This window comes from Lysobacter sp. DMC104, from assembly GCF_056313665.1.
In genome coordinates this window covers 227,569-248,900 of the sequence record NZ_JBQUZW010000003.1, presented here as the reverse complement: position 1 = coordinate 248,900, position 21,332 = coordinate 227,569, and the positions used below count along the sequence as shown (strand labels likewise).

The 21,332-nt window shown below is 66.2% G+C and carries 16 protein-coding genes; 11 read left to right on the top strand and 5 right to left on the bottom strand.

The window, feature by feature from the left end; translation table 11 throughout:
- Positions 1–150: 150 nt before the first annotated feature.
- Entirely contained in the window at positions 151–618 is a 468-nt protein-coding gene (locus ACT53R_RS06065) for an N-acetyltransferase family protein (RefSeq protein WP_476170946.1), read from the top strand.
- 662 nt (positions 619–1,280) lie between these two features.
- Here the strand turns inward: ACT53R_RS06065 and ACT53R_RS06060 are convergent.
- Positions 1,281–2,777 (bottom strand): tyrosinase family protein, encoded by a 1,497-nt coding sequence (locus ACT53R_RS06060; protein ID WP_476170945.1) that lies wholly within the window; start codon positions 2,775–2,777, stop codon positions 1,281–1,283.
- A 1,000-nt stretch (positions 2,778–3,777) separates the two neighbouring features.
- Here ACT53R_RS06060 and ACT53R_RS06055 point away from each other — a divergent pair.
- On the top strand, positions 3,778–4,107 hold the full coding sequence (locus ACT53R_RS06055; protein WP_476170944.1) for a hypothetical protein: 330 nt from the start codon (positions 3,778–3,780) through the stop codon (positions 4,105–4,107).
- 353 nt (positions 4,108–4,460) lie between these two features.
- Here ACT53R_RS06055 and ACT53R_RS06050 read toward each other — a convergent pair whose 3' ends face one another.
- Entirely contained in the window at positions 4,461–4,715 is a 255-nt protein-coding gene (locus tag ACT53R_RS06050; RefSeq protein WP_476170943.1) for a SymE family type I addiction module toxin, read from the bottom strand.
- A 641-nt stretch (positions 4,716–5,356) separates the two neighbouring features.
- Here ACT53R_RS06050 and ACT53R_RS06045 point away from each other — a divergent pair.
- The 5 genes from ACT53R_RS06045 to ACT53R_RS06025 all read left to right on the top strand — a co-directional run bounded on the left by ACT53R_RS06045 (position 5,357) and on the right by ACT53R_RS06025 (position 12,946).
- Positions 5,357–6,811 carry a class I SAM-dependent DNA methyltransferase gene (locus ACT53R_RS06045; RefSeq protein WP_476170942.1) on the top strand — a complete coding sequence of 485 codons (1,455 nt, stop codon included), beginning with the start codon at positions 5,357–5,359 and terminating at the stop codon, positions 6,809–6,811.
- The gene (locus ACT53R_RS06040; RefSeq protein ID WP_476171126.1) at positions 6,811–7,941 is read left to right on the top strand and encodes a restriction endonuclease subunit S; all 1,131 of its coding nucleotides are present in this window, start codon (positions 6,811–6,813) and stop codon (positions 7,939–7,941) included. Before ACT53R_RS06045 ends, ACT53R_RS06040 begins: the two co-directional genes overlap by 1 nt.
- A 249-nt stretch (positions 7,942–8,190) precedes the next feature.
- A complete protein-coding gene (gene hsdR, locus ACT53R_RS06035) occupies positions 8,191–10,530 on the top strand; it encodes an EcoAI/FtnUII family type I restriction enzme subunit R (RefSeq protein WP_476170941.1) in 2,340 nt (779 codons plus the stop codon).
- Positions 10,527–11,528 carry a restriction endonuclease gene (locus ACT53R_RS06030; protein ID WP_476170940.1) on the top strand — a complete coding sequence of 334 codons (1,002 nt, stop codon included), beginning with the start codon at positions 10,527–10,529 and terminating at the stop codon, positions 11,526–11,528. The genes hsdR and ACT53R_RS06030 overlap by 4 nt, the downstream gene beginning before the upstream one ends.
- Before the next feature lie 200 nt (positions 11,529–11,728).
- Positions 11,729–12,946 carry a hypothetical protein gene (locus tag ACT53R_RS06025; RefSeq protein ID WP_476170939.1) on the top strand — a complete coding sequence of 406 codons (1,218 nt, stop codon included), beginning with the start codon at positions 11,729–11,731 and terminating at the stop codon, positions 12,944–12,946.
- Between the two features lie 107 nt (positions 12,947–13,053).
- Here the strand turns inward: ACT53R_RS06025 and ACT53R_RS06020 are convergent, their stop codons facing one another.
- From ACT53R_RS06020 to ACT53R_RS06010, 3 genes are all read right to left on the bottom strand, one after another.
- Positions 13,054–13,479, bottom strand: a complete 426-nt coding sequence (locus ACT53R_RS06020) for a type II toxin-antitoxin system death-on-curing family toxin (RefSeq protein WP_476170938.1) — start codon at positions 13,477–13,479, stop codon at positions 13,054–13,056.
- A gap of 10 nt (positions 13,480–13,489) precedes the next feature.
- Positions 13,490–13,711, bottom strand: a complete 222-nt coding sequence (locus tag ACT53R_RS06015; RefSeq protein ID WP_476170937.1) for an AbrB/MazE/SpoVT family DNA-binding domain-containing protein — start codon at positions 13,709–13,711, stop codon at positions 13,490–13,492.
- A 117-nt stretch (positions 13,712–13,828) separates the two neighbouring features.
- The gene (locus tag ACT53R_RS06010) at positions 13,829–15,895 is read right to left on the bottom strand and encodes a 3-hydroxyacyl-CoA dehydrogenase NAD-binding domain-containing protein (RefSeq protein WP_476170936.1); all 2,067 of its coding nucleotides are present in this window, start codon (positions 15,893–15,895) and stop codon (positions 13,829–13,831) included.
- Positions 15,896–16,143: 248 nt separating this feature from the next.
- Between ACT53R_RS06010 and rpoE the strand changes: the two genes are divergently transcribed.
- The 4 genes from rpoE to lepA all read left to right on the top strand — a co-directional run bounded on the left by rpoE (position 16,144) and on the right by lepA (position 21,330).
- On the top strand, positions 16,144–16,746 hold the full coding sequence (gene rpoE, locus ACT53R_RS06005; protein ID WP_476170935.1) for an RNA polymerase sigma factor RpoE: 603 nt from the start codon (positions 16,144–16,146) through the stop codon (positions 16,744–16,746).
- 65 nt (positions 16,747–16,811) lie between these two features.
- Positions 16,812–17,720: a sigma-E factor negative regulatory protein gene (locus tag ACT53R_RS06000; protein WP_476170934.1), complete on the top strand. Its 909-nt coding sequence runs from the start codon at positions 16,812–16,814 to the stop codon at positions 17,718–17,720.
- Positions 17,721–17,801: 81 nt separating this feature from the next.
- Complete coding sequence (locus ACT53R_RS05995) at positions 17,802–19,370, top strand: Do family serine endopeptidase (RefSeq protein WP_476170933.1); 1,569 nt, start codon at positions 17,802–17,804, stop codon at positions 19,368–19,370.
- Between the two features lie 166 nt (positions 19,371–19,536).
- On the top strand, positions 19,537–21,330 hold the full coding sequence (gene lepA / locus ACT53R_RS05990) for a translation elongation factor 4 (protein ID WP_476171125.1): 1,794 nt from the start codon (positions 19,537–19,539) through the stop codon (positions 21,328–21,330).
- The last annotated feature ends 2 nt before the right edge of the window (positions 21,331–21,332 follow it).

Here is a 21,332-nt window from a genome sequence, read left to right as displayed (position 1 = left end):
AGGCGAGGGACCTTCTTGTCGTGCGACGCATCACGCCGCATCGCGGTGGGGCTCGATCGTTTCCGCCTCCGAAGCCGACACGCGCCTTGCCGCGCCATGCGCACACCTCCGATTTCCTGCACAGTGCCCACATCCCGCCGGAGTCCCGCCATGACCCACGCCGACCTCCTCGTCCGCCCGCTGCATCGCGACGACCGCCCGCAGTGGCAACCGCTGTGGGACGGCTACAACGCCTTCTACGGCCGCAGCGGCGACACCGCGCTGCCGCAGGCGATCACCGACTGTACGTGGGAGCGCTTCTTCAATCCCGTCGAACCCGTGTTCGCCTTCGTCGCCGAACGCGGCGGCCGCCTCGTCGGGCTCACGCATTACCTGTTCCACCGCAGCACCACCCGCATCGAACCGGTCTGCTACCTGCAGGACCTGTTCACCGACCCAGACCAGCGCGGGCAGGGCATCGGCCGCCGCCTGATCGAAGCCGTCTCCCGCGAAGCCCAGACCGCCGGCGCCCGCCGCGTCTACTGGCAGACCCACGTCGACAACGCCACCGGCCGCGCCCTCTACGACAAGGTCGCCCAACACCTCGGTTTCATCGTCTACAGCCGCGACGCCGGCTGAGCCGCCGCACCCAACCCATCCCCACCCCGGCCCTCCCCTTGAAGGGGAGGGAGCAAGGCAGCGTCCGACATGGCAAGCCTTCCCACCCTTCCTGTAGGAGCGCCGGTAGGCGCGACCACCGACACGGCAGACGCCTCCTGTGGGAGCGGCGTGAGCCGCGACAATCGCCGCGATTGCCGTACCTCCCGCGGCGGCGGGGCTCTTGCAGGAGCGCCGGGAGGCGCGACCCAAACCGCGGCATGCCCTTCCTGTGGGAGCGACGGGAGTCGCGACGACCGAAGCGGCAGCCCCTCCGCTATCTGTACCGGGTCAACGCTCCACCGTCATCCTCGCGAACGCGAGGACCCAAGCCTGATCACGACTGAAACATGGGTCCTCGCTTGCGCGAGGATGACGGCCTTGTACCTTCTTTGCGCGACTCGCTGAAACCCATCCCCACCCCGGCCCTCCCCTTGAAGGGGAGGGAGCAAAGCGGCACCGCTCACCGTGGCGACAAGCCTTCCCGCCTTCTGTGGGAGCGGCGTGAGCCGCGACGCACAAGCGATCCGCCGAGCCAACGAAAAAGCCCGCTTTCGCGGGCTTTTTCGCATGACGAACCGCACGAGTGCGGGCCGCACGGGCAGGGCAACGCCGCAAGGCGTCACCCCGCCAACGCAACGTTGTCAGGGCGCCGTGGCCGACGTCTGCAGCCGCACCCGCGTGACGCTCACGCCGTTGCCGGCCGCCGGTTCCTTCCATTTCTGGCCGACGAGCAGGTTGGTCGGCTCGAAGCGCACCCCGACCAGGTCCGCGGACTGGATGCCCAACTCCGACAACTGCCCGCTGACCTGGTAGACGAGATCGCCGAGCGAGCCGCCATCGCCGTGGCCCGGATGCGCCGGGCCGGCACCGAACATGCTGATCGTGGCGATGTAGCTGGCGCGCTTCGGATGCGCCTTGTCGAAGAGGTAGACCTTGTAGGTCAGCGTCGGCAGGCCGACCAGTTTCACGTCTTCCAGCACCAGATAGGTCTGGCCGGTGGCGTTGGTGTCGATGACCGCCTCGCTGTCCATGCCGGACTTCGGCGCCGCCTGCAGCGACACGTCGACGGGCTTGCTGCCCAGCAGCACCGGCTTGCTCGTCGTGCGCGGCTGATGCACTTTCAGCGGACCGACCTTCTCGGTCGCCGCGGCCAGCAGCAGCGGCCGCGCCTGCACCGGGTTGGTGCCGCAGTTCTGCAACTGGTCGTACTGCGGCGTGTACTTCTCCGAGAACACGTCGGCCACCTTCACCGTCACCGGCTGGCCGTTCTCGTCGATGAAGGTGTACTGCTGCTCGTACCATTCATCCGGCATGCCGAGGTTCGCCTTCGCCCACGCCAGATCGATCGGCTTGCCGCCGGCCTTGCCCACCATCCAGCACTGCCACAGCCGGTCGATGTTGGCGTGGTGCATGTAGAACACCGGGTCCGCACCGGCGATCGGCACCAGCCCGATGTCCGGCATCACGCAGCCCGAGCCCACGGCGCAGTGCATCGCACCGTGCGGCTGGCCCTGCAGCGTGTTGGAGAAGTTGGTGAAATCGTTGAACGCGAACGCCTGCGAGGCATCGGCGGACTGCGGGTCCATCACCACCTTCGCCTCGTTCAGCCCGGGCGTGCGCCACTGGTCCTTCAGCGTGTTCGGGTCACCGACCACCAGCGGCGGCAGCGCGATGCCCTTTCGCGCCGGCACGTAGTTGTCGAAGTAGTTCCAGTACGGCAGCGCGAAGTTCGGGTCCTTCGAGCGTTTGCGCACCGTGCGCTCGAAGTAGTACAGGTAGAAGCGGTGCCACGGCAGGAAGAACAGGTTGCCGTGCTGGCACGTCCCCCAGATCGAATCGGTGAAGCCGTCCGGCGGCACGTTCACGTTCACCACGTGCTGGTAGTACGTGTCGCACACGCTCTTCGGATAAGCCTGCAGGCACTGCGGCATGCGGTAGTTGGTGATGTAGGCCTCCATGCTGGTCGCATGCGTGCCCGTGCCGATGTAACCGTGCGTGTTGGCCCAGTAGGCCAGGCTGGTGCGGAAGTCGACGGACATCGGGTCCGCATTGCTGGCGACCCGCATCGAATCGATCGCGGCCTTCAGGCTGGCGACCTTCGCGGGATCCTTTGAGAACTCGGCGACGCTGATGCGCACGGACTGGGCGTGGACGACGCCACACGCGAGACACCACAACAGCGCCAACAACATCCCCCTCACTGCATGGACGGATCGCATACATCACTCCTTGATCTGTGAACCGACGGATGGACAGACTGCTCCGGGCCCGTCAGGGCCCGCCGGTCACGTTACATGAAAGCCCCGTCACCGCTGCCTGCACGATCCAACAGGCTGGCAGCACCCGTCGGCATCGACATCGATCGCCTTGATCGATGCATCACACGCCAGTCCCGCACTGTGGGAGCGGCGCGAGCCGCGACACCTGCTTCTGTAGGAGCGCCGGTAGGCGCGACCAAAGCCCCGGCAAACCTTCCCCATGGGAGCGACGGAGTCGCGACAACCGAAGCGGCAGCCCCTCGCCACCCGCACCGGCTCAACACCCCACCGTCATCCTCGCGCACGCGAGGACCCAAGCCTGATCGCCCGAAGCGTTGGGTCCTCGCATGCGCGAGGATGACGCCCTTGCTCCCGGCGTCCCCGCCTCCCGGCAACCCCATCCCCACCCCGGCCCTCCCCTTGAAGGGGAGGGAGAAAAACAGAGTCGCGCACCGTGGCGGCAAGCCTTCCCGCCCCCTTGTGGGAGCGGCGTGAGCCGCGACACCCGCCGCGGCAAGCCTGCTTCTGTAGGAGCGCCGGGAGGCGCGACCAAGCTCGCGGCAGACCCTTCCCGTGGGAGCGACGGGAGTCGCGACAACCGAAGCGGCAGACCTCCCCACCCCGATCACACAAAAAATCTGACACCCCCGGCCTTGTGCCCCCCGCCAACCCCTTGCCCCTCCAACCCCCACCGTTGCCCCAATTTGGTGCATCGCTGCCCCTCGGACGGCCGACGTTGCCCCTCCAACCCGCAGCGATGCCGCTTTTTCCGCCACCGCTGCCCCTCGAACGGGCAATCTTCCCCGATCGCGACTCGACTTCTGCCGCTTTTTTCGCCACGCGTGCCCCTCGGAGCGGCAACGTCGGCCCTCGAAGCCGCATGCACGCCCCTTTTTGGTGCAACGCCGACCCTTTGAGCGTCGACGTCGACGCTTTGAGCGTCATCGCTGCCGCTTTTTTCGCCATCGGCCACTCTTTGAGCGTCGATGCCGACGCTTTGACCGTCATCGATGCCGCTTTTTTCGTCATCGACGACCCTTTGAGGGTCGATGTCGACCCTTTGAATGTCATCGATGCCGCTTTTTCTGCCATCGATGCCCCTTCGAGGGGCAATGACGCCCCCGCGGGCGCCGCAATCGCCGCGCCCGCCCCGAAGCCCCGCGTTGAAGCCCTCCCCTTCAAGGGGAGGGTTTGGGTGGGGATGGGGTGAAGGTCTGCCGCTGAGTTCGTCGCGACTCCCATCGCTCCCACAGGTGAGGCGTGCCGCATCTGTGGTCGCGCCTCCCGGCGCTCCTACAAGGGGGGCTGCCGCAGCCATGTCGCGGCTCACGCCGCTCCCACAGTCGGAGCGGGCCGCCGGCAGGCGTCCTCAGCGCGCTTGTCCGTCCCCGAAGCCCGGCGTTGAAGCCCTCCCCTTCAAGGGGAGGGTTTGGGTGGGGATGGGGTGAAGGTCTGCCGCGGCGGTGGTCGCGCCTCCCGGCGCTCCTACAGTTCAGGTCTGCCGCGATCGGTGTCGCGGCTCACGCCGCTCCCACAAGAACCGCGACGACGCAGGGGAGGGCGTCAGCCCGCCGGTTCGATCACCAGCCGGCCGGCGTCCACGCGCACCTGCACGCGCTGGCCCGGGGCGAAGCCCGCGCGCTCCAGCCACACACCGCCCAGGCGCAGCACGGGGAAGCGGCGGCTGCCGACCCTGAAGCCGTCGCGGCGATGCTGGTAGCTGGAATAGGTGAGGGTGAGCTGCCGCGTGTCCGGCTGCGGCGACGGCACGGGCGACCGGCGCGTGGGCCGGCCGATGGAGCGGGAAGTGGTGGTCATGGTGATGCCCTTCGAGATGTGTTCGATTTCGCCCTCTTGTTCAGAGAGGGCGGCCGGGTGCTTGAACACCGCTCGAAGACGGCCCGCAGATTTCCCCTTGCGGGTGTTGTATGGCTGCGGACACCCGGCCACGGAAGATGCGCGCCCTTCGCCTGCTTGGCGAATGACGGGCGCAAAAAAACCGCAGGACTTACGGGTGCGGCGACCGCTTCGAGACAGGTGTGTTCAGCACCTGCCGCGACTCTAGCCCCGCCGCGCGCGACCGGTCAATGCGCGCACCCCATCCCCACCCCGGCCCTCCCCTTGAAGGGGAGGGCGCAACGCCGCGTCGCGCTTTCTGTGGGAGCGGCGTGAGCCGCGACACCGCCGCGGCCGCCCTCCCTGTAGGAGCGCCGGGAGGCGCGACCCCAACCGCGACAAGCCCCTCCCGTGGGAGCGACGGAAGTCGCGACGATCGAAGCCGCACCCTTCCCGCGCATGCAGGCACAGCCGACACACGAGCCATCGCACCCGCAACCCCGTCATCCCGAACACCCGCGTAGCGTGCGAAGGGATCTGCTGCTCAGGCCCGTGCCCCGGCGGGTGCTGTGCCCGCATGGAAGCGTTAAAGTTCCGGCTTCGATGCAAAGGCGGGAAAACGTGTGTTCGAACAGACTTTCAAGAACATCGACGATGTTCTGCACAAGGATGCTGGCTGCACCAGCGAACTTGACTACACCGAGCAAAGCTCGTGGTTGTTGTTCCTCAAATATCTCGACGCCCTCGAACAGGACAAGGCCAACGAGGCGAAGCTCGAAGGCAAGCGCTACGACTACATCATCGACAAGGCCTATCGCTGGGAGGCCTGGGCCGCGCCCAAGGGCAAGGACGGCAGGATCGACTACAACAAGGCGATGACCGGTGCCGACCTGCTGCGGTTCGTCAACCGCAAGCTGTTCCCGTACCTGGCCGGGTTCAAGCAGCGCGCGGAAAGCCCGGACACCATCGAATACAAGATCGGCGAGGTATTCGGCGAGATCAAGAACAAGCTGCAGAGCGGCTACAGCCTGCGCGACGCGATCGATCTGGTCGACGAACTGCGCTTCCGCTCGCAGACCGAGAAGCACGAGCTGTCGCACCTGTACGAAGCCAAGATCAGGAACATGGGCAATGCCGGGCGCAACGGCGGCGAGTACTACACGCCGCGCCCGCTGATCCGCGCCATGATCAAGGTGGTCGACCCGAAGATCGGCGAGCGCATCTACGACGGTGCTTGCGGCTCGGCCGGCTTCCTGTGCGAGGCCTTCGACCATCTGCTGCCGAAGGCGCAGAAGGCCGCCGACCTCAATACCCTGCAGAAGAAGACATTCTTCGGCAAGGAGAAGAAGAGCCTCGCCTATGTCATCGGGATCATGAACATGATCCTGCACGGCATCGAGGCGCCCAACATCATCCACACCAACACGCTGGGCGAGAACATCAACGACATCCAGCAGCGTGACCGCTACGAGGTGATCCTCGCCAACCCACCGTTCGGCGGAAAGGAGCGCAAGGAAGTCCAGCAGAATTTCCCGATCAAGACCGGCGAAACCGCATTCCTGTTCCTGCAGCACTTCATCAAGTCGCTGAAGCCGCACGGCCGGGCGGCCATCGTCATCAAGAACACCTTTCTCAGCAACACCGACAACGCCTCCACCAGCCTGCGCAAGCTGCTGCTGGAAAGCTGCAACCTGCACACCGTGCTGGACATGCCAGGCGGCACGTTCCTGGGCGCGGGCGTGAAGACCGTGGTGCTGTTCTTCGAGAAGGGCGCGCCGACGCGCAAGGTCTGGTACTACCAGCTGAACCCGGGCCGCAACATGGGCAAGACCAACCCGCTCAACGACGACGATCTGGCCGACTTTGTCGACAAGCAGAAGTCCTTTGCCGCATCTGCGCAGAGCTGGTCAGTGGATGTGGCGGACATCGACACGGCGACCTGGGATCTGTCGGTCAAGAACCCGAACGGGGGTGATGCGGTGGTGCTGCGAAAGCCGCAGGAAATTCTGGATGAAATTGCGGCGTTGGATGCTGAGAGTGCTGAACTGCTGGCCAAGGTTCGGGAGCTTGTGGCGTGATGGCCTCATGGGAGTCCAAGAAACTTGGAGATGTTCTTCGATTGGAGTACGGAAAACCACTTTCGCCGGGAGATCGAAATCCGCAGGGAGCATTTCCTGTCTATGGTGCTAATGGCGAGAAAGATCGTAGCGACAGGTTTTATCAAGGAAAACCCAGCATAGTCATTGGCAGAAAGGGTTCTGCTGGTGAGATTGCGCTGACTGAAGAAAAATATTGGCCGCTAGATGTTACCTATTTCGCTCAATTCGATCGTGATTGTTATGACCTGCGCTTCTTGTATTACCTTTTGAAGACTTTGAACTTGCCTGCTCTGGCGAAAGGCGTCAAGCCTGGTATTAATAGAAATGAAGTCCATGAGTTGCCGGTGATGGTGCCTCTGTTATCCGAGCAGCGCCGCATCGTCGCCATCCTAGACGAGGCCTTCGATGGCATTGCCACCGCCAAGGCCAATGCCGAGAAGAGTCTGCACAGTGCAAGCGAGCTGTTCGATGCCTTCATGCAAAGCTTGTTTGAGTTGCGGGTTGGGAGGCTGGCGGGAAGGCGCTTAGTTGATCTCTGTGATCGCCATCGTGTAATCACGTACGGAGTCATTAAGTTAGGTGATTTTGTAGAAGATGGCGTTCCCTGTCTGCGTACGAGCAACGTGCGTTGGCTTTCGATCGACACAAATGGCATGAAGCTGATTTCTCAAGACCTGTCTTCGGAGTATTCGAGAACGATTCTGAGAGGTGGCGAAGTGCTTGTGAACGTTCGAGGTACTCTGGGCGGTGTGGCCGTCGTGCCGTATGAAATGGCGGGCTGGAATGTCTCCAGAGAGGTGGCAGTCGTCCCTGTGGATTCATCCGTTTTGAACCCAGAATATGCGTCATTCTGGATCGGTTCCCGCACGACCCAAGAATGGCTTGCCGGAGTAAAGAAAGGGGCTGCATATACGGGCATCAATATCGAGGATCTTCGTGATCTGCCCGTGCCTGTGCCTGATTTGGATAGTCAGCGAGCAATCGTCGATGACGTTCTGATGATGAGGGGAAATGTACAGCGACTGCAGGCGACATTCAGGGATAAATTGGCCGCTATTGAAGAGTTAAAAAAAGCCCTTCTTCATCAAGCTTTCACTGGGCAACTCTAAGGGCGAGCAAGGATGGCTAAGATTAGATCCTCTGCTGGGTATGTCACTTGGGCTCACGAGCATGCGAGTCTCGCGAGCACCTGTGAGCAGGCTATGTGCCGCACTGGGCCTGACTTTCTTGATCGGGTTTTGATCCGGGGCCGTCCTTTGTCCGATGCTTACGGCTGCGGCTTAATGAAATCAGATGCTTACGATGTTCCTAGTGAGCCTGAATTTTTGATCGGGTTTTGATCCAATGGACGGAACAAGATGAACGAAGCCGAGACCCGCGCCGAACACATCGATCCCGCCCTCAAGGCGGCGGGCTGGGGCGTGGTGGAAGGCAGCCGGGTCCTGCGCGAGCACCGGATCACGCTCGGGCGATTGCAGGGCGGCGGTCGCGCGAGGCCGGAGATTGCCGACTACGTGCTGGTCTACCGCAACACCAAGCTTGCGGTGATCGAGGCCAAGGCCTGGGGCCGGCCGTACACCGAGGGCGTCGGACAGGCGAAGGCCTATGCCGCGAAGTTGGCACTGCGTTACACCTTCGCCACCAACGGGCAGGCGATCTACCGCATCGACATGCAGAGCGGGCAGGAGGGCGACGTCGCTGCCTATCCGACGCCCGACGAACTCTGGGCGCTGACGTTCGCCGAGCGCAATGTCTGGCGCGACCGCTTCGCCGCGGTGCCGTTCGAGAACCGCAGCGGCAGCTGGGACCTGCGCTACTACCAGGAGACCGCCATCCAGCGCGTGCTGGAGAAAGTCGCCGACGGTGCGGAGCGTATCCTGCTGACGCTGGCGACCGGCACGGGCAAGACCTCGATCGCGTTCCAGATCGCGTGGAAACTGTTCGAGGCGCGCTGGTCCCTGAAACGCGACGGTGCCCGTCAGCCGCGCATCCTCTTCCTTGCGGACCGCAACACGCTGGCGGATCAGGCGTTCAACGACTTCAATGCGTTCGCGGCCTTCGAAGAGCGCGCGCTGGTGCGGATCGAACCCGGTTCGATCGCCAAGGCGGGCGCCGTCCCGCGCAACGGCGCCGTCTTCTTCACGATCTTCCAGACCTTCATGAGCGGGCCGCCGAAGGATGGCCAGCCCTCGCCGTACTTCGGCGAATACGCCAAGGACTTCTTCGACTTCATCATCATCGACGAATGCCACCGCGGCGGTGCCAACGACGAAAGCACGTGGCGTGACATCCTCGACTACTTCGCGCCCGCCGTGCAGCTTGGCCTGACCGCCACGCCCAAGCGGAAGGACAACGTCGATACCTATCGCTACTTCGGCGAACCCGTTTACGTGTATTCGCTGAAGGAAGGCATCAACGACGGCTTCCTGACGCCGTTCAAGGTCAAGCAGATCGCCACGACACTGGACGAATACGTCTACACGCCGGACGACCGCGTGATCGAGGGCGAGGTCGAGGCCGGCAAGCGTTACGAGGAAAAGGACTTCAACCGGATCATCGAGATCCGCGAGCGCGAGGTCTATCGCGTCCGCCTGATGATGGATCTCATCGACCAGCGGCAGAAAACCCTCGTGTTCTGCGCCACGCAGGATCACGCGCTTGCGGTGCGCGACCTGATCAACCAGATGAAGACCAGTCCCGATCCGCTGTACTGCGTGCGCGTGACCGCCGCCGACGGCGCTTTGGGAGATCAGTACCTGCACGATTTCCGCGACAACGAAAAGACCATCCCGACCGTGCTGACCACCTCGCAGAAGCTGTCGACGGGCGTGGATGCGCGCAATGTGCGCAACATCGTGCTGATGCGGCCCGTGGGCTCGATGATCGAGTTCAAGCAGATCATCGGCCGGGGCACGCGGCTGTACGAAGGCAAGGACTACTTCACGATCTACGATTTCGTGAAGGCGCATCACCATTTCAGCGATCCGGAGTGGGACGGCGAACCGGTCGAGCCGGGCGACAAGAAGCCGCGCGGCGGACGCGTGGCAGACCCGCCGGCCGATCCGCCCGACGGCAAGCCGCCGTCCGTGCCCCGGCCGGAGAAGGTCAGGATCAAGCTGGCCGATGGCAAGTCGCGCCGCATCCAGCACATGATGGCGACGACTTACTGGAGCGCGGATGGCCGGCCGATGTCGTCGGCGCAGTTCCTCGAAGCGCTGTTCGGCGCGTTGCCGGAATTCTTCCGGGACGAGGACGAATTGCGTCGGCTCTGGGGCGACCCGCAGACCCGCAAGGCCTTGCTGGAGGGACTTGCGGACAAGGGATTCGGCCACGAAGCGCTGATCGAGATGCAGGCCATCATCGATGCGGAGGACAGCGATTTGTTCGACGTGCTGGCCCACGTTTCGTTTGCTGCCGAACCCGTGTCCCGCGAGCGGCGGGCGCAGGCCGCGAAGACAGCGGCGGAGCAGGCATTGACGGACCCGCAGCGTGCTTTCGTCGACTTCGTGCTGTCGCAGTACGTTGCGCAGGGCGTGGATGAGCTGGAGCAGGACAAGCTGTCGCCTCTGCTCAAGTTGCGGTATCGGGATTTGAATGACGCCTTCGACGCGCTGGGCGATCCGGATCGGATACGCGCCATCTTCGTCGGCTTCCAGAAGCATCTTTACGCCAAATCGATTCAGGGGGATGGGCCGTGAGTGACGTTGTCTGGGGCATCCACGCCGGCCGTACCGGCGATGCGGATCACCTGTTCCTCAAGCAGGGCTGTATCGCCATCGGCTGGGATGCGATGGGCGACCTGTCCTCGCTGCCCGCCGACCGCGAGGCGTTCAAGCAGCGCTACGTGCAGGCGTATCCGGATGCCAAGAAGGGCGGCATCGCCACGGTGTCGGGCGTGCCGTTCCGGTTCCTGCACGAGATGAAGCCGGGCGATCTGGTGGTGTACCCCTCCAAGCAGGACAAGCGCGTCTACATCGGGCGGATCGACGGGCCGTACCGTTTCGACCCGAGCGGGGAGAAGGGCTATCCGCATCGCCGCAAGGTGACCTGGCTGAAGGATCGGTCACGACTGGATTTTTCGCAGGGGGCGCTCTACGAGATCGGTTCCGCGCTGAGCCTGTTCCAGGTGCGCAACTACGCGGACGAGTTCCGCGGTGCGGTTGAAGGCAAGTCCGTGGCTGCCGTTCCGGTGGACCAGGATGCGACGGTGGGCGCGGTGGCGGACGAGATCGAAGACACCACGCGGGTGTTCGTCCTGAAGCGGCTCTCGCAGGAGTTGAAGGGCCTGCCGCTGGAGTCGTTCGTGGTACACCTGCTGCAGTGCATGGGTTACCACGCGCGTTTGACGCGAAAGAACGAACCGAGCGTGGACGTCATCGCGCACAAGGACCACCTCGGCATCGAGCCGCCGATCATCAAGGTGCAGGTGAAGAGCGGCGACGGCACGGTGACGGACAAGGATGTGTCGGCGCTGTACGGCAAGCTGTCCGCGGGCGAATACGGGCTGTTCATCACGCTCGGCACCTTCAGCCCGGCGTCGCGGAATTTCGAGTCGAGCAAGGCCAATCTGCGATTGATCGATGGCGATGAATTGGTCGACCTGATCTTCGGTCACTACGAGCAGTTCGACTCGCAGCACAAGAGCATCCTGCCGTTGAAACGGGTGTATGTGCCGCAGGTATTGGATGGGGAGTGAAATTTGCCAGTTAGCGTGATGGGCGGGCAGCGGGTTGTCGCGCCTCCCGGCGCTCCTACAGAGGTTTGCGGTGGTTCGTCGCGACTCCCGTCGCTCCCACAGGAGAGGTTGGCGGGTGTCGCGGCTCACGCCGCTCCCACAGTGGGGCTGTGAGGGCGGTGTTGTGTCGGGCGTGGTGATGGTGACAGGGAGGGGGCGTGATGTCGGAAGGTCGTGATCGGGAATCTGAAAGGCCAGCGGTCGCTTCGGCGGCGGGTGAGGCGGGCGAGAACGCGGTCGCGTCGCCGCTGCGGTCGACGCTGACGTGGGTCTCGGGCAACTGGCAGTGGTTCGTGCCCGGTGCGGGTGGGTTGCTGCTGCTCTTGCACTTCTGGCGGATCGGGTTTCTGCCGTCGCTGTCCTTCGCGGATCTGGGAGCGGTGCTGGGGGCGTTCGTGTTGTTCTTTGTTGCGGGCGTCATCGCGTTTTCCGGATTGATGCTGTTGCCGGTGTTGATGATCGCGACGTGGGTGAGGGCATCGGTGTTGCTGCCGCCGCCGCGGAAGCGGCGTACGGCAACGGACGGTGCAGTCGAAGCAACAGTTCATCGCAAGTCGTTGCGGTCGCCGGTATCTGCGCCGTCGCGGGAGTCGATGTCGGTGGCCCATCGCCGTGTGCTCGGTTGGTCGTTTCGGTCCGGGTCCTTTCTTTCGTTTCTGACGGCCGCGGTGATGGCCCTGGCCATCTACGTCAGCCTGGTGCTCGCAGGCGCGGAGTGGAAGCTCGCTTGGACGTCGCATTGCTTCAGCATCCTGTTCGGTGTTTCGTGTGCCTTGCTGATCTTGTCTTTTTTCCTCGCTGATTCCGGCTGGGTGCAGCGTGGCCTGCTGCAATTGCGCAGGCCCGTGTGGCAGTGGGTGCTGTTGTTCACGCTGTATCTCGCGGCATGGCCCTTCCTGTTGATGCTGTTCGTGACAGTCGACGGATTCAACGGCAGCGGCCCGGCCTTCTGGGTGGCCGTGATCAGCGTGCCGGTGTTGACACCTTTCGTGCACTGGGTCTGGTACATGTCGATGCGCGCGCCCAAGCAGAAGGTGATGGCGCCGCGCTTTTTAATGGTGGGTGGCGTGCTGTTGTATTCAGGCCTGCCATTCCTGTTCGTCGACGCCACCGCCAACACGCTCGGTCTCGGGATGATGCGCCACGTCGATCTGGTGCTGACGGCGCGGGGCTGCGACATCGTGCATGCGGGGTGGCCGGAGCGGGTGTGCACGCCGGACCATCGCGAGGGTGTGGAGATGGGCGTGCTCGACGATGTCGAGGTGCTGACGCGGATCGGGTCGCAGTATTACCTCGCGCCGCCGGGCGGGATCGACGATGCGCACCTGCCGCGGATCACGGTGCCGGCGTCGGAGGTGTTGGGGATGGTGAGGAAGTAGGGCGCGGCGGGAGGTGGCGGCGGGTTTGTCGCGGCTCACGCCGCTCCCACAGGGGAGGTCTGCCGGGCTTTGGTCGCGCCTCCCGGCGCTCCTACGGAAAAGCGGGGTCAGCGGTATGCGGCGCGGGGTTCGTTGACGCTGTCGGCGGTGGACAGGACGAGGCGGGGGCGCAGCCAGTCGGCGAATTCGGCTTCGCTGAGGCTGCCTTCGGCGAGGCGCAGCATCGCGATGTACTTGTCTTCGTCGGTGGCGACCAGTTCTGCATCGTTTAGGGCGAGGAACACGCGATAGCAGACGTGCGCGGTGCGCTTGTTGCCGTCGACGAATGGGTGGTTGCGGGCGAGGCCGAACGCGAGGCTCGCGGCCAGCGCGGCGATGTCCGGAGGCGGGTCGCCGTACGCGAACAACTGCTGCGGACGGGCGAGGGCGGAGTCGAGCAGGGCCTGGTCGCGCACGCCGGTGCCGCCGCCGTGTTCGGCGAGCTGGCGATCGTGGATGGCGAGGGCCAGCCGCTGGGTGATCCAGACGATCATGGATGCCTCCTCACTGCGCCAGCTTGTGCAGCACGAGGCGGTCCTCGCGCATGATCTGCTCGGCCACTTCCATCTGCGCGGCGAGTTCCGGGTCGTAGGTGGTCAGGACGATGCCGCCGGGGGTTTCCAGCGCGAACAGTTCGTCGCCCTTCTCCAGGCGCAGGCGGGCCAGCAGTTCCTTGGGCAGGATGACGCCCGCGGAGTTGCCGACGGTGGTGATTTTCAGTTTCATGGCACCCTCATGGATTGTAGTTATAACGCACGTTATACAATCCCGCCGGGCTTGGCAAGCGGCCATGAAAAACCCCGCCGGAGCGGGGTTCTCGTCGTGGCGTTCCGGCGACCCGGATCAGCCGTTGCGCAGTGCGGGGTTGTCCCAGCCCGGGCGCGGGGCGAAGCGGTCGCCGTGCTTGTCCTGCAGGGCCTTGAGCCGGGCCAGCAGCGGCGCGGTGCCGGTGTCGCGGATGTACTGGATCGGGCCGCCGCGGAACGGGGCGAAGCCGGTGCCGAAGATCACGCCGGCATCCAGCAGTTCGGCGTCGGCCACCACGCCTTCGTGCAGCGCTGCCACGGCCTCGTTGAGGAACGGCAGGATCAGGCGATCTTCCAGATCCTCGGGCGCCTTGTAGTCGCCGGGGATTTCCGGCTTCTGCGCGCGGCCGTCGACCCACTTGTACAGGCCCTGGCCGTCCTTCTTGCCGCGCTTGCCGGCTTCCGGCGGCGAGGCGAGGGCGGCGGGAATCGGCAGGCCGAGGAACGGCGCGAGTTCGGCGCCGACGCCGGCGGCGACGTCGAGGCCGACGGTGTCGATCAGCTCGATCGGGCCCATCGGCATGCCGAACTTCACCGCGGCCTTGTCGATGACCGGGCCGGGGATGCCTTCGGCGAACGCGGTCGCGGCTTCCAGCATGTACGGGAACAGCAGGCGGTTGACGAGGAAGCCCGGCGTGCCCGCCACCGGCACCGGCAGCTTGTCGATGGCCTTGCAGAACGCGGCGAGGCGCTTCTCGGTCTCCGGCGCCATGGTGTCGTGGTGGATGATCTCCACCAGCGGCATCAGCGCAACCGGGTTGAAGTAGTGCAGGCCGGCGAACTGCGCCGGGCGCGCGATGTGTTCGCGCAATTCGGTCAGCGGGATCGACGAGGTGTTGGTGGTCAGCAGCGCGTCGGCCTTCATCTTCGGCTCGACCGTGGTGTAGAGGTCGCGCTTGGCCTCGGGCTTCTCGATGATCGCCTCGATCAGCAGGTCGGCCTTCGCCACGCCGTCGCCGGCGAGGTCGGACACCAGCCGCGCGGCGACTTCGGGACGCTTGCTCTCGTCCTTCACGCGTTTGGCGAACAATTCCTGCGAACGCTTCATCGCGGTGTCGATGAAGCGCTGCTCGCGATCCTGCAGGGTGACATTGAAGCCCTTGTACGCGGCCCACGCGGCGATGTCGCCGCCCATCACGCCGGCGCCGACGACGTGCACGTGCGCGATGCCGTGATCCTTGCCGCCCAGGCCCTTCAGCCGTTCCTGCAGGAAGAACACGCGGGTGAGATTGCGCGCGGTCGGCGTGCCGGCGAGCTTCACCACCGACTTGCGCTCGGCATCGAGCAACTGCTGCAGGTTGCCGCTGCTGCGGCGCCAGGTCTCGATCAGCGAGAACGGCGCCGGGTAGTGTTCCTTGCGCGCCTTGCGGGCGACCTGCTTCACCATCTGCGGCGCCAGGATCTGGCGGGCGATCCGGGTGTTGGTGATCCAGCCGAGGAAGCGCTGCTTGAACGGACGTTCGGTGCCCTTCAGCGCGAGCGCGGCGGCGGTGTCGATCAGCGCCTCGGGCGCGGCGACGCGGTCGACCAGCCCCATCGCCTTCGCCGCGGATGCCGACAGCGTGCGGCCGGTCAGCATGATGTCCATCGCGGCCGGGGCGCCGACGAGCCGGGGCAGGCGCACGCTGCCGCCCCAGCCCGGGTAGATGCCCAGCTTCACTTCGGGCAGGCCGATGCGGGTGGACGGGTCGGTCGAGGCCACGCGGTAGGTGCAGGCCAGCGAGATTTCGGTGCCGCCGCCCATGCAGAAGCCGTGGATCGCGGCGACGGTGGGGAAGGGCAGGTCGGCGATGCGCTGGAACAGCGTCTGGCCGCGGCGGATGGAATCGCCGATGGTGCCCTTGCGATCGAACTCCTGGAATTCGCGGATGTCGGCGCCGGCGATGAAGCCCTTGGCCTTGGCCGAGCGCAGCACCATGGCCTTCGGCGGTTCCAGCACGATGCGTTCGAGCAGAGTGCCGAGTTCGATCAGCACGTCCTGGCCGAAGCTGTTCACCGATTCGCCTTCGCGGTCGAAAGACAGGACGAGCACGCCGTCCGGGCGCAGGTCGGTCTTCCAGTGGCGGAGTCGCAGGCCGTCGAGGCCGGGCTGGGGCGTGGTCATGGGTCGATCCATACGCTGGAGAATGGAGTCTATGATCCCGAGACGGCCGGGACCGCGTCAAATGTGCCGCATCCCGGCCGCGACGGCTTGTGCCGGCGGTCCCCGCCCCCCAGATGAACGGGTGTTGCACGCAGCCGGAAGCACGACCTCCGGCGGGTCCGGGAACTTCCTCCCGCGTGTATTGTCGGAACGACCGGCCCCCGCGCCGGACGATCCATTGCCAGGAGAGCCGGCCGGTGGCCGAGACGATGACCGAAAACGTGGACCTCGAACTGGTCCGGCGGGTACAGCGCGGCGACAGCGCGGCCTTCGACCTGCTGGTGCGCAAGTACCAGCACCGGGTGGTGGCGCTGATCGGACGCTACGTCCATGACTGGAGCGAGGCCCAGGACGTGGCCCAGGAAACGTTCCTGCGCGCCTACCGCGCGCTGGGCAATTTCCGCGGCGACGCCCAGTTCTCGACCTGGCTGCACCGGATCGCGGTGAACACCGCGAAGAACCATCTGGTCGCGCACAAGCGCCGGCCGCCGGGCGAGGACATCGACATCGACGATGCCGAGCAGTTCGAGTCGGCCCTGCGCCTGCGCGACAACGACACTCCGGAGCGCGAATTGATGCGACAAGAGATGGAACAAACGGTGATGCGCGCGGTCGAAGCCTTGCCGGAAGAGCTCCGGGCGGCCATCACCCTGCGCGAGGTGGAAGGGCTGAGTTACGAGGAGATCGCGCAGCAGATGCAGTGTCCGATCGGCACCGTGCGATCGCGGATCTTCCGCGCCCGCGAAGCCATCGATGCGCAACTGCGGCCATTGATGGACGCCGTCGATCCCCGCGCCCGCGCGACCCGCTGACCTCCGCGGTCGGCTTCCCGGTTCGATCCCTCTCCACGCTCCACGCCTTCATCGCGACGACACCCATGACCGGTACGCACGCCATGCCCGCCCTCGACACCGACGCCCGCGACCTGCTTCGCGAACAGCTGTCGGCGATGATGGACGGCGAACTTTCCGCGGACGAGACCCGCTTCCTGCTGCGCCGCATGCAGCACGACGACGCGCTCGCCGACAGCTGGGCCCACTGGCAGTACTACGGCGACGCGATGCGCGGCGAATGCGCACGCGCGCTACCCGACGATTTCTCGAAGCGCGTCGGTCGCGCCATCGCCGACGACATCGCCCAGTCCGCCGCGCAGGCCGAAGCGGCCTCGCGGACCTCGTTCACCCGCCTGCCGCTCGTGCGCTGGGGCGGCGGGGCCGCGCTGGCCGCGTCGGTTGCCCTGGCCGCCTTCCTGGCCGGCCGCATGCCGACCTCGCCGACGCCGTCGCCGGCCACCACGGTGCCGCCCCCGGTCGCCGCGACCACGGGCGGCGCCTCGACGCCGGTGCCGCCCGCGCAGGTGGCGCTGCCGCATCCCGACGGCACCGCGCCGGTCGGCCTGCCCGATGCCGCCGCCGGCGTCGCCTCGCTGGCGACGGCGGCCGCGGTCGCCGGGTCGCGCGGCAACAGATCGCATCGCATGGCCGCGGAACAGATCCTCGCGACCGATCGCGGACTCGCCGCGAATCCCCGTCCTGCCGCGGAGCGCGCGACCGGCGTCATGGTCGCTTCCGCCGACGCGGCCAAGCGCTCGACGGACGACGCGATCGTGATCAAGCCGTGGCCGCGTGCGCTGGTTCCCGGCACCTCCGGCAATGGCCCGCTGACCGCTGATTACGCCGGCGCGGCGCTGGATCGCCATCCGGTTTTCCTGCCGCAGCCGATGCTGCCGGCGCGCGTCGAACCACCGCGACTGGCCCCGGTGCCGGCCGCCGCCGACGCGCCCTGAGCGACTTCCTTCCGTGTCGTGCACCGGCGCGATGCGGGACGTTCCAATCCCTGCAACCCCTTCCTCGAGGACGATTCCCCGATGAACCCCCGTACCCGTACGTTCGCCCTCGTCGCCGTGACCGCCGCGGCGACCGCTGCGGCCACGACCGTGCTGCCGACCGTCGCCCGCCAGACCCCGACGGCCGTCGCGGCCACCGCCGCCGAAGCCATCAACGCCCCGGCCGCGCCACTGGTGACCGGTCTGCCGGACTTCACCCAGCTCGTCGACCGCGTCGGCCCGGCGGTGGTGAACATCGAAGCTACCGGTTCCGCCGGTGGCGGCCGCGCGATCGCCGGCATGCCCGACCAGGACGACATGCCGGAGTTCTTCCGCCGTTTCTTCGGCCCGGGCATGCCGATGCCGGGTGGTCCGGGCGGCCCGCAGGGGCAGGATGACGACGAGGAGGGTGGCCCCGGTGGTCCCGACGGCCCGAAAAGCGTGTCGATCGGCACCGGGTTCCTGATTTCCGAGGACGGCTATCTGCTGACCAACCACCACGTGGTCGAAGGCGCCACCGACGTGAAGGTGAAGCTGTCCGACCGCCGCGAATTCCAGGCGAAGGTCGTCGGCAGCGACCCGCAGTCCGATGTCGCGGTGCTGAAGATCCCCGCCAGCGGCCTGCCGTACCTGCGCGGCGGTGATTCCAAGGCGCTCAAGCCCGGCCAGTGGGTGGTGGCGATCGGTTCGCCGTTCGGCCTCGATCATTCGGTCACCGCCGGCATCGTCAGCGCGGTCGGCCGCGCCGCCAACGCCGAGCAGCGCTACGTGCCCTTCATCCAGACCGACGTGGCGATCAACCGCGGCAATTCCGGCGGCCCGCTGCTCAACACCCGCGGCGAAGTGGTCGGCATCAACTCGCAGATCTTCAGCAATTCCGGCGGTTACATGGGCGTGAGCTTCGCCATCCCGATGGACGTGGCGATGAACGTGGCCCAGCAGTTGCGTACCAGCGGCAAGGTCAGCCGCGGCCAGATCGGCGTCGTGGTCGGCGCGATCAACGCCGATGCCGCCAAGGGTTTCCGCCTGCCCGACACCCGCGGCGCGCTGGTCAACGACGTGCGCCCCGGTGGCCCGGCGGACAAGGCCGGGCTGCAGCCGGGCGACGTGATCCGCTCGGTCGACGGCGTGGCGATCGAGGATTCCAGCGACCTGCCGCCGGTGATCGGCGGGATGGCGCCGGGGTCGACCGCGAAGCTGTCGATCATCCGCGACGGCAAGACCATCGAGCGCAGCGTGACGCTCACCAAGCTGGACGACGACCGTGTCGCCGGCGGCCCGGATCGCCCCGAGCCCAAGCCGGCGGCCGCCACCGGCAAGGGCAATGCGCTGGGTCTGATCGGTCAGGACCTCGGCGGCGACGAGCGCCGCGACCTCGGCTTGCGTGCCGGCGAGGGCGTGGCCATCGCCCGGATCGAGGGCAAGGCCGCGCGCAGCGCCGGCCTGCGCCCGGGCGACATCGTCCTGCGCGTCGGCACCACGCCGGTGGGCAGCGCCTCGGCCCTGGATCGCGAACTGGCCCGGGTCGACGACGCCGACACGGTGATGCTGCTGGTCCGCCGCGGCGGTGCCACCCAGTTCGTGCCGGTGACGCCCGACAAGCGGGGCTGATCGGCCCCGCCCGACGCCATTCCGGGCGTGCTTCCCCGCCGACGGCGGCCTCCGGGCCGCCGTCGGCATGTCCGGCCGTCCGCCGGGCCACGCGCGCCCTGTGCGATAATCCAACGTTTGACCCGAGCGGCCACGAAGGCCGGCCCACGCCCCCATGTCCGACCCCATGCGGAACATCCGCAACTTCTCGATCATCGCCCACGTCGACCACGGCAAGTCGACGCTTGCCGACCGCATCATCCAGCTGTGCGGCGGCCTGGAGGCGCGCGAGATGGAGGCGCAGGTGCTCGACTCGAACCCGATCGAGCGCGAGCGCGGCATCACCATCAAGGCCCAGTCCGTGTCGCTGCCGTACAAGGCGAAGGACGGGCAGATCTACCAGCTCAACTTCATCGACACTCCCGGCCACGTCGACTTCAGCTACGAAGTCAGCCGCTCGCTGGCCGCCTGCGAGGGCGCGCTGCTGGTGGTCGACGCCGCGCAGGGCGTGGAGGCGCAGTCGGTCGCCAACTGCTACACCGCGGTGGAGCAGGGCCTCGAGGTGGTGCCGATCCTCAACAAGATCGACCTGCCGACCGCCGACACCGAGCGGGCGAAGGCCGAGATCGAGGCCGTCATCGGCATCGACGCCACCGACGCCGTCGCGATCAGCGCGAAGACCGGTCTCAACGTGCCGGACGTGCTGGAAGCGATCGTCCACCGCATCCCGCCGCCGAAGCCGCGCGACACCGACCGGCTGCAGGCGCTGATCATCGATTCTTGGTTCGACAACTACCTCGGCGTGGTCTCGCTGGTGCGCGTGATGCAGGGCGAGATCAAGCCCGGCGACAAGCTGCTGGTGATGTCGACCGGCCGCTGGCACCAGGTCGAGAACGTCGGCGTGTTCACGCCCAAGCGCAAGGTGCTGCCGAAGCTCGGTGCCGGCGAGGTGGGTTGGGTCACGGCCAGCATCAAGGACGTGCATGGTGCGCCGGTCGGCGACACCCTGACCAGCGCGCAGCACCCGGCGCCGGAGCCGCTGCCGGGCTTCCAGGAAATGCAGCCGCGCGTGTTCGCCGGCCTGTTCCCGGTGGACGCCGAGGACTACCCGGACCTGCGCGAGGCGCTGGAGAAGCTCAAGCTCAACGACGCCGCGCTGCGCTTCGAGCCGGAAAGCTCCGAGGCGATGGGCTTCGGCTTCCGCTGCGGCTTCCTCGGCATGCTGCACATGGAGATCGTGCAGGAGCGGCTGGAGCGCGAGTACAACCTCGACCTCATCACCACCGCGCCGACGGTCGTCTACGAAGTGCTGAAGACCGACGGCAGCGTGATGCCGCTGGACAACCCGGCCAAGCTGCCGCCGGTGAACCACATCGAGGAAATCCGCGAGCCGATCATCCGCGCGAACATCCTCACCCCGGCCGACTACATCGGCAACATCATCAAGCTGTGCGAAGAGAAGCGCGGCGTGCAGATCGGCATCACCTACATGGCCAGCCAGGTGCAGATCAGCTACGAGCTGCCGATGGCCGAGGTGGTGCTGGACTTCTTCGACAAGCTCAAGTCGGTCTCGCGCGGCTACGCCTCGCTGGACTACCACTTCCTGCGCTTCGACGCCGGCCCGTTCGTGCGCGTGGACACGCTGATCAACGGCGACCGCGTCGACGCGCTGTCGATCATCGTCCATCGCAGCCACGCGGACCGCCGCGGTCGCGAGCTGTGCGAGAAGATGAAGGATCTGATCCCCCGGCAGATGTTCGACGTGGCCATCCAGGCCGCGGTCGGCTCGCAGATCATCTCGCGCAGCACGGTCAAGGCGCTGCGCAAGAACGTGCTGGCGAAGTGCTACGGCGGCGACGTCAGCCGCAAGCGCAAGCTGCTGGAGAAGCAGAAGGAAGGCAAGAAGCGGATGAAGCAGGTCGGGCGGGTGGAGATCCCGCAGGAAGCCTTCCTCGCCGTGCTGCAGGTGGACAACAAGTAGTC

Bases quoted from the DNA above. Each gene is read 5' to 3' on its own strand.
- ACT53R_RS05995 (WP_476170933.1), top strand. From the start codon at position 17,802: ATGAACCCCCGTACCCGTACGTTCGCCCTCGTCGCCGTGACCGCCGCG.
- rpoE (WP_476170935.1), top strand. From the start codon at position 16,144: ATGACCGAAAACGTGGACCTCGAACTGGTCCGGCGGGTACAGCGCGGC.
- ACT53R_RS06050 (WP_476170943.1), bottom strand. From the start codon at position 4,715: ATGACCACCACTTCCCGCTCCATCGGCCGGCCCACGCGCCGGTCGCCC.
- ACT53R_RS06015 (WP_476170937.1), bottom strand. From the start codon at position 13,711: ATGAAACTGAAAATCACCACCGTCGGCAACTCCGCGGGCGTCATCCTG.
- hsdR (WP_476170941.1), top strand. From the start codon at position 8,191: ATGAACGAAGCCGAGACCCGCGCCGAACACATCGATCCCGCCCTCAAG.
- ACT53R_RS06025 (WP_476170939.1), top strand. From the start codon at position 11,729: ATGTCGGAAGGTCGTGATCGGGAATCTGAAAGGCCAGCGGTCGCTTCG.
- ACT53R_RS06010 (WP_476170936.1), bottom strand. From the start codon at position 15,895: ATGACCACGCCCCAGCCCGGCCTCGACGGCCTGCGACTCCGCCACTGG.
- ACT53R_RS06065 (WP_476170946.1), top strand. From the start codon at position 151: ATGACCCACGCCGACCTCCTCGTCCGCCCGCTGCATCGCGACGACCGC.
- ACT53R_RS06000 (WP_476170934.1), top strand. From the start codon at position 16,812: ATGACCGGTACGCACGCCATGCCCGCCCTCGACACCGACGCCCGCGAC.
- ACT53R_RS06055 (WP_476170944.1), top strand. From the start codon at position 3,778: ATGCACGCCCCTTTTTGGTGCAACGCCGACCCTTTGAGCGTCGACGTC.
- ACT53R_RS06040 (WP_476171126.1), top strand. From the start codon at position 6,811: ATGGCCTCATGGGAGTCCAAGAAACTTGGAGATGTTCTTCGATTGGAG.
- lepA (WP_476171125.1), top strand. From the start codon at position 19,537: ATGCGGAACATCCGCAACTTCTCGATCATCGCCCACGTCGACCACGGC.
- ACT53R_RS06020 (WP_476170938.1), bottom strand. From the start codon at position 13,479: ATGATCGTCTGGATCACCCAGCGGCTGGCCCTCGCCATCCACGATCGC.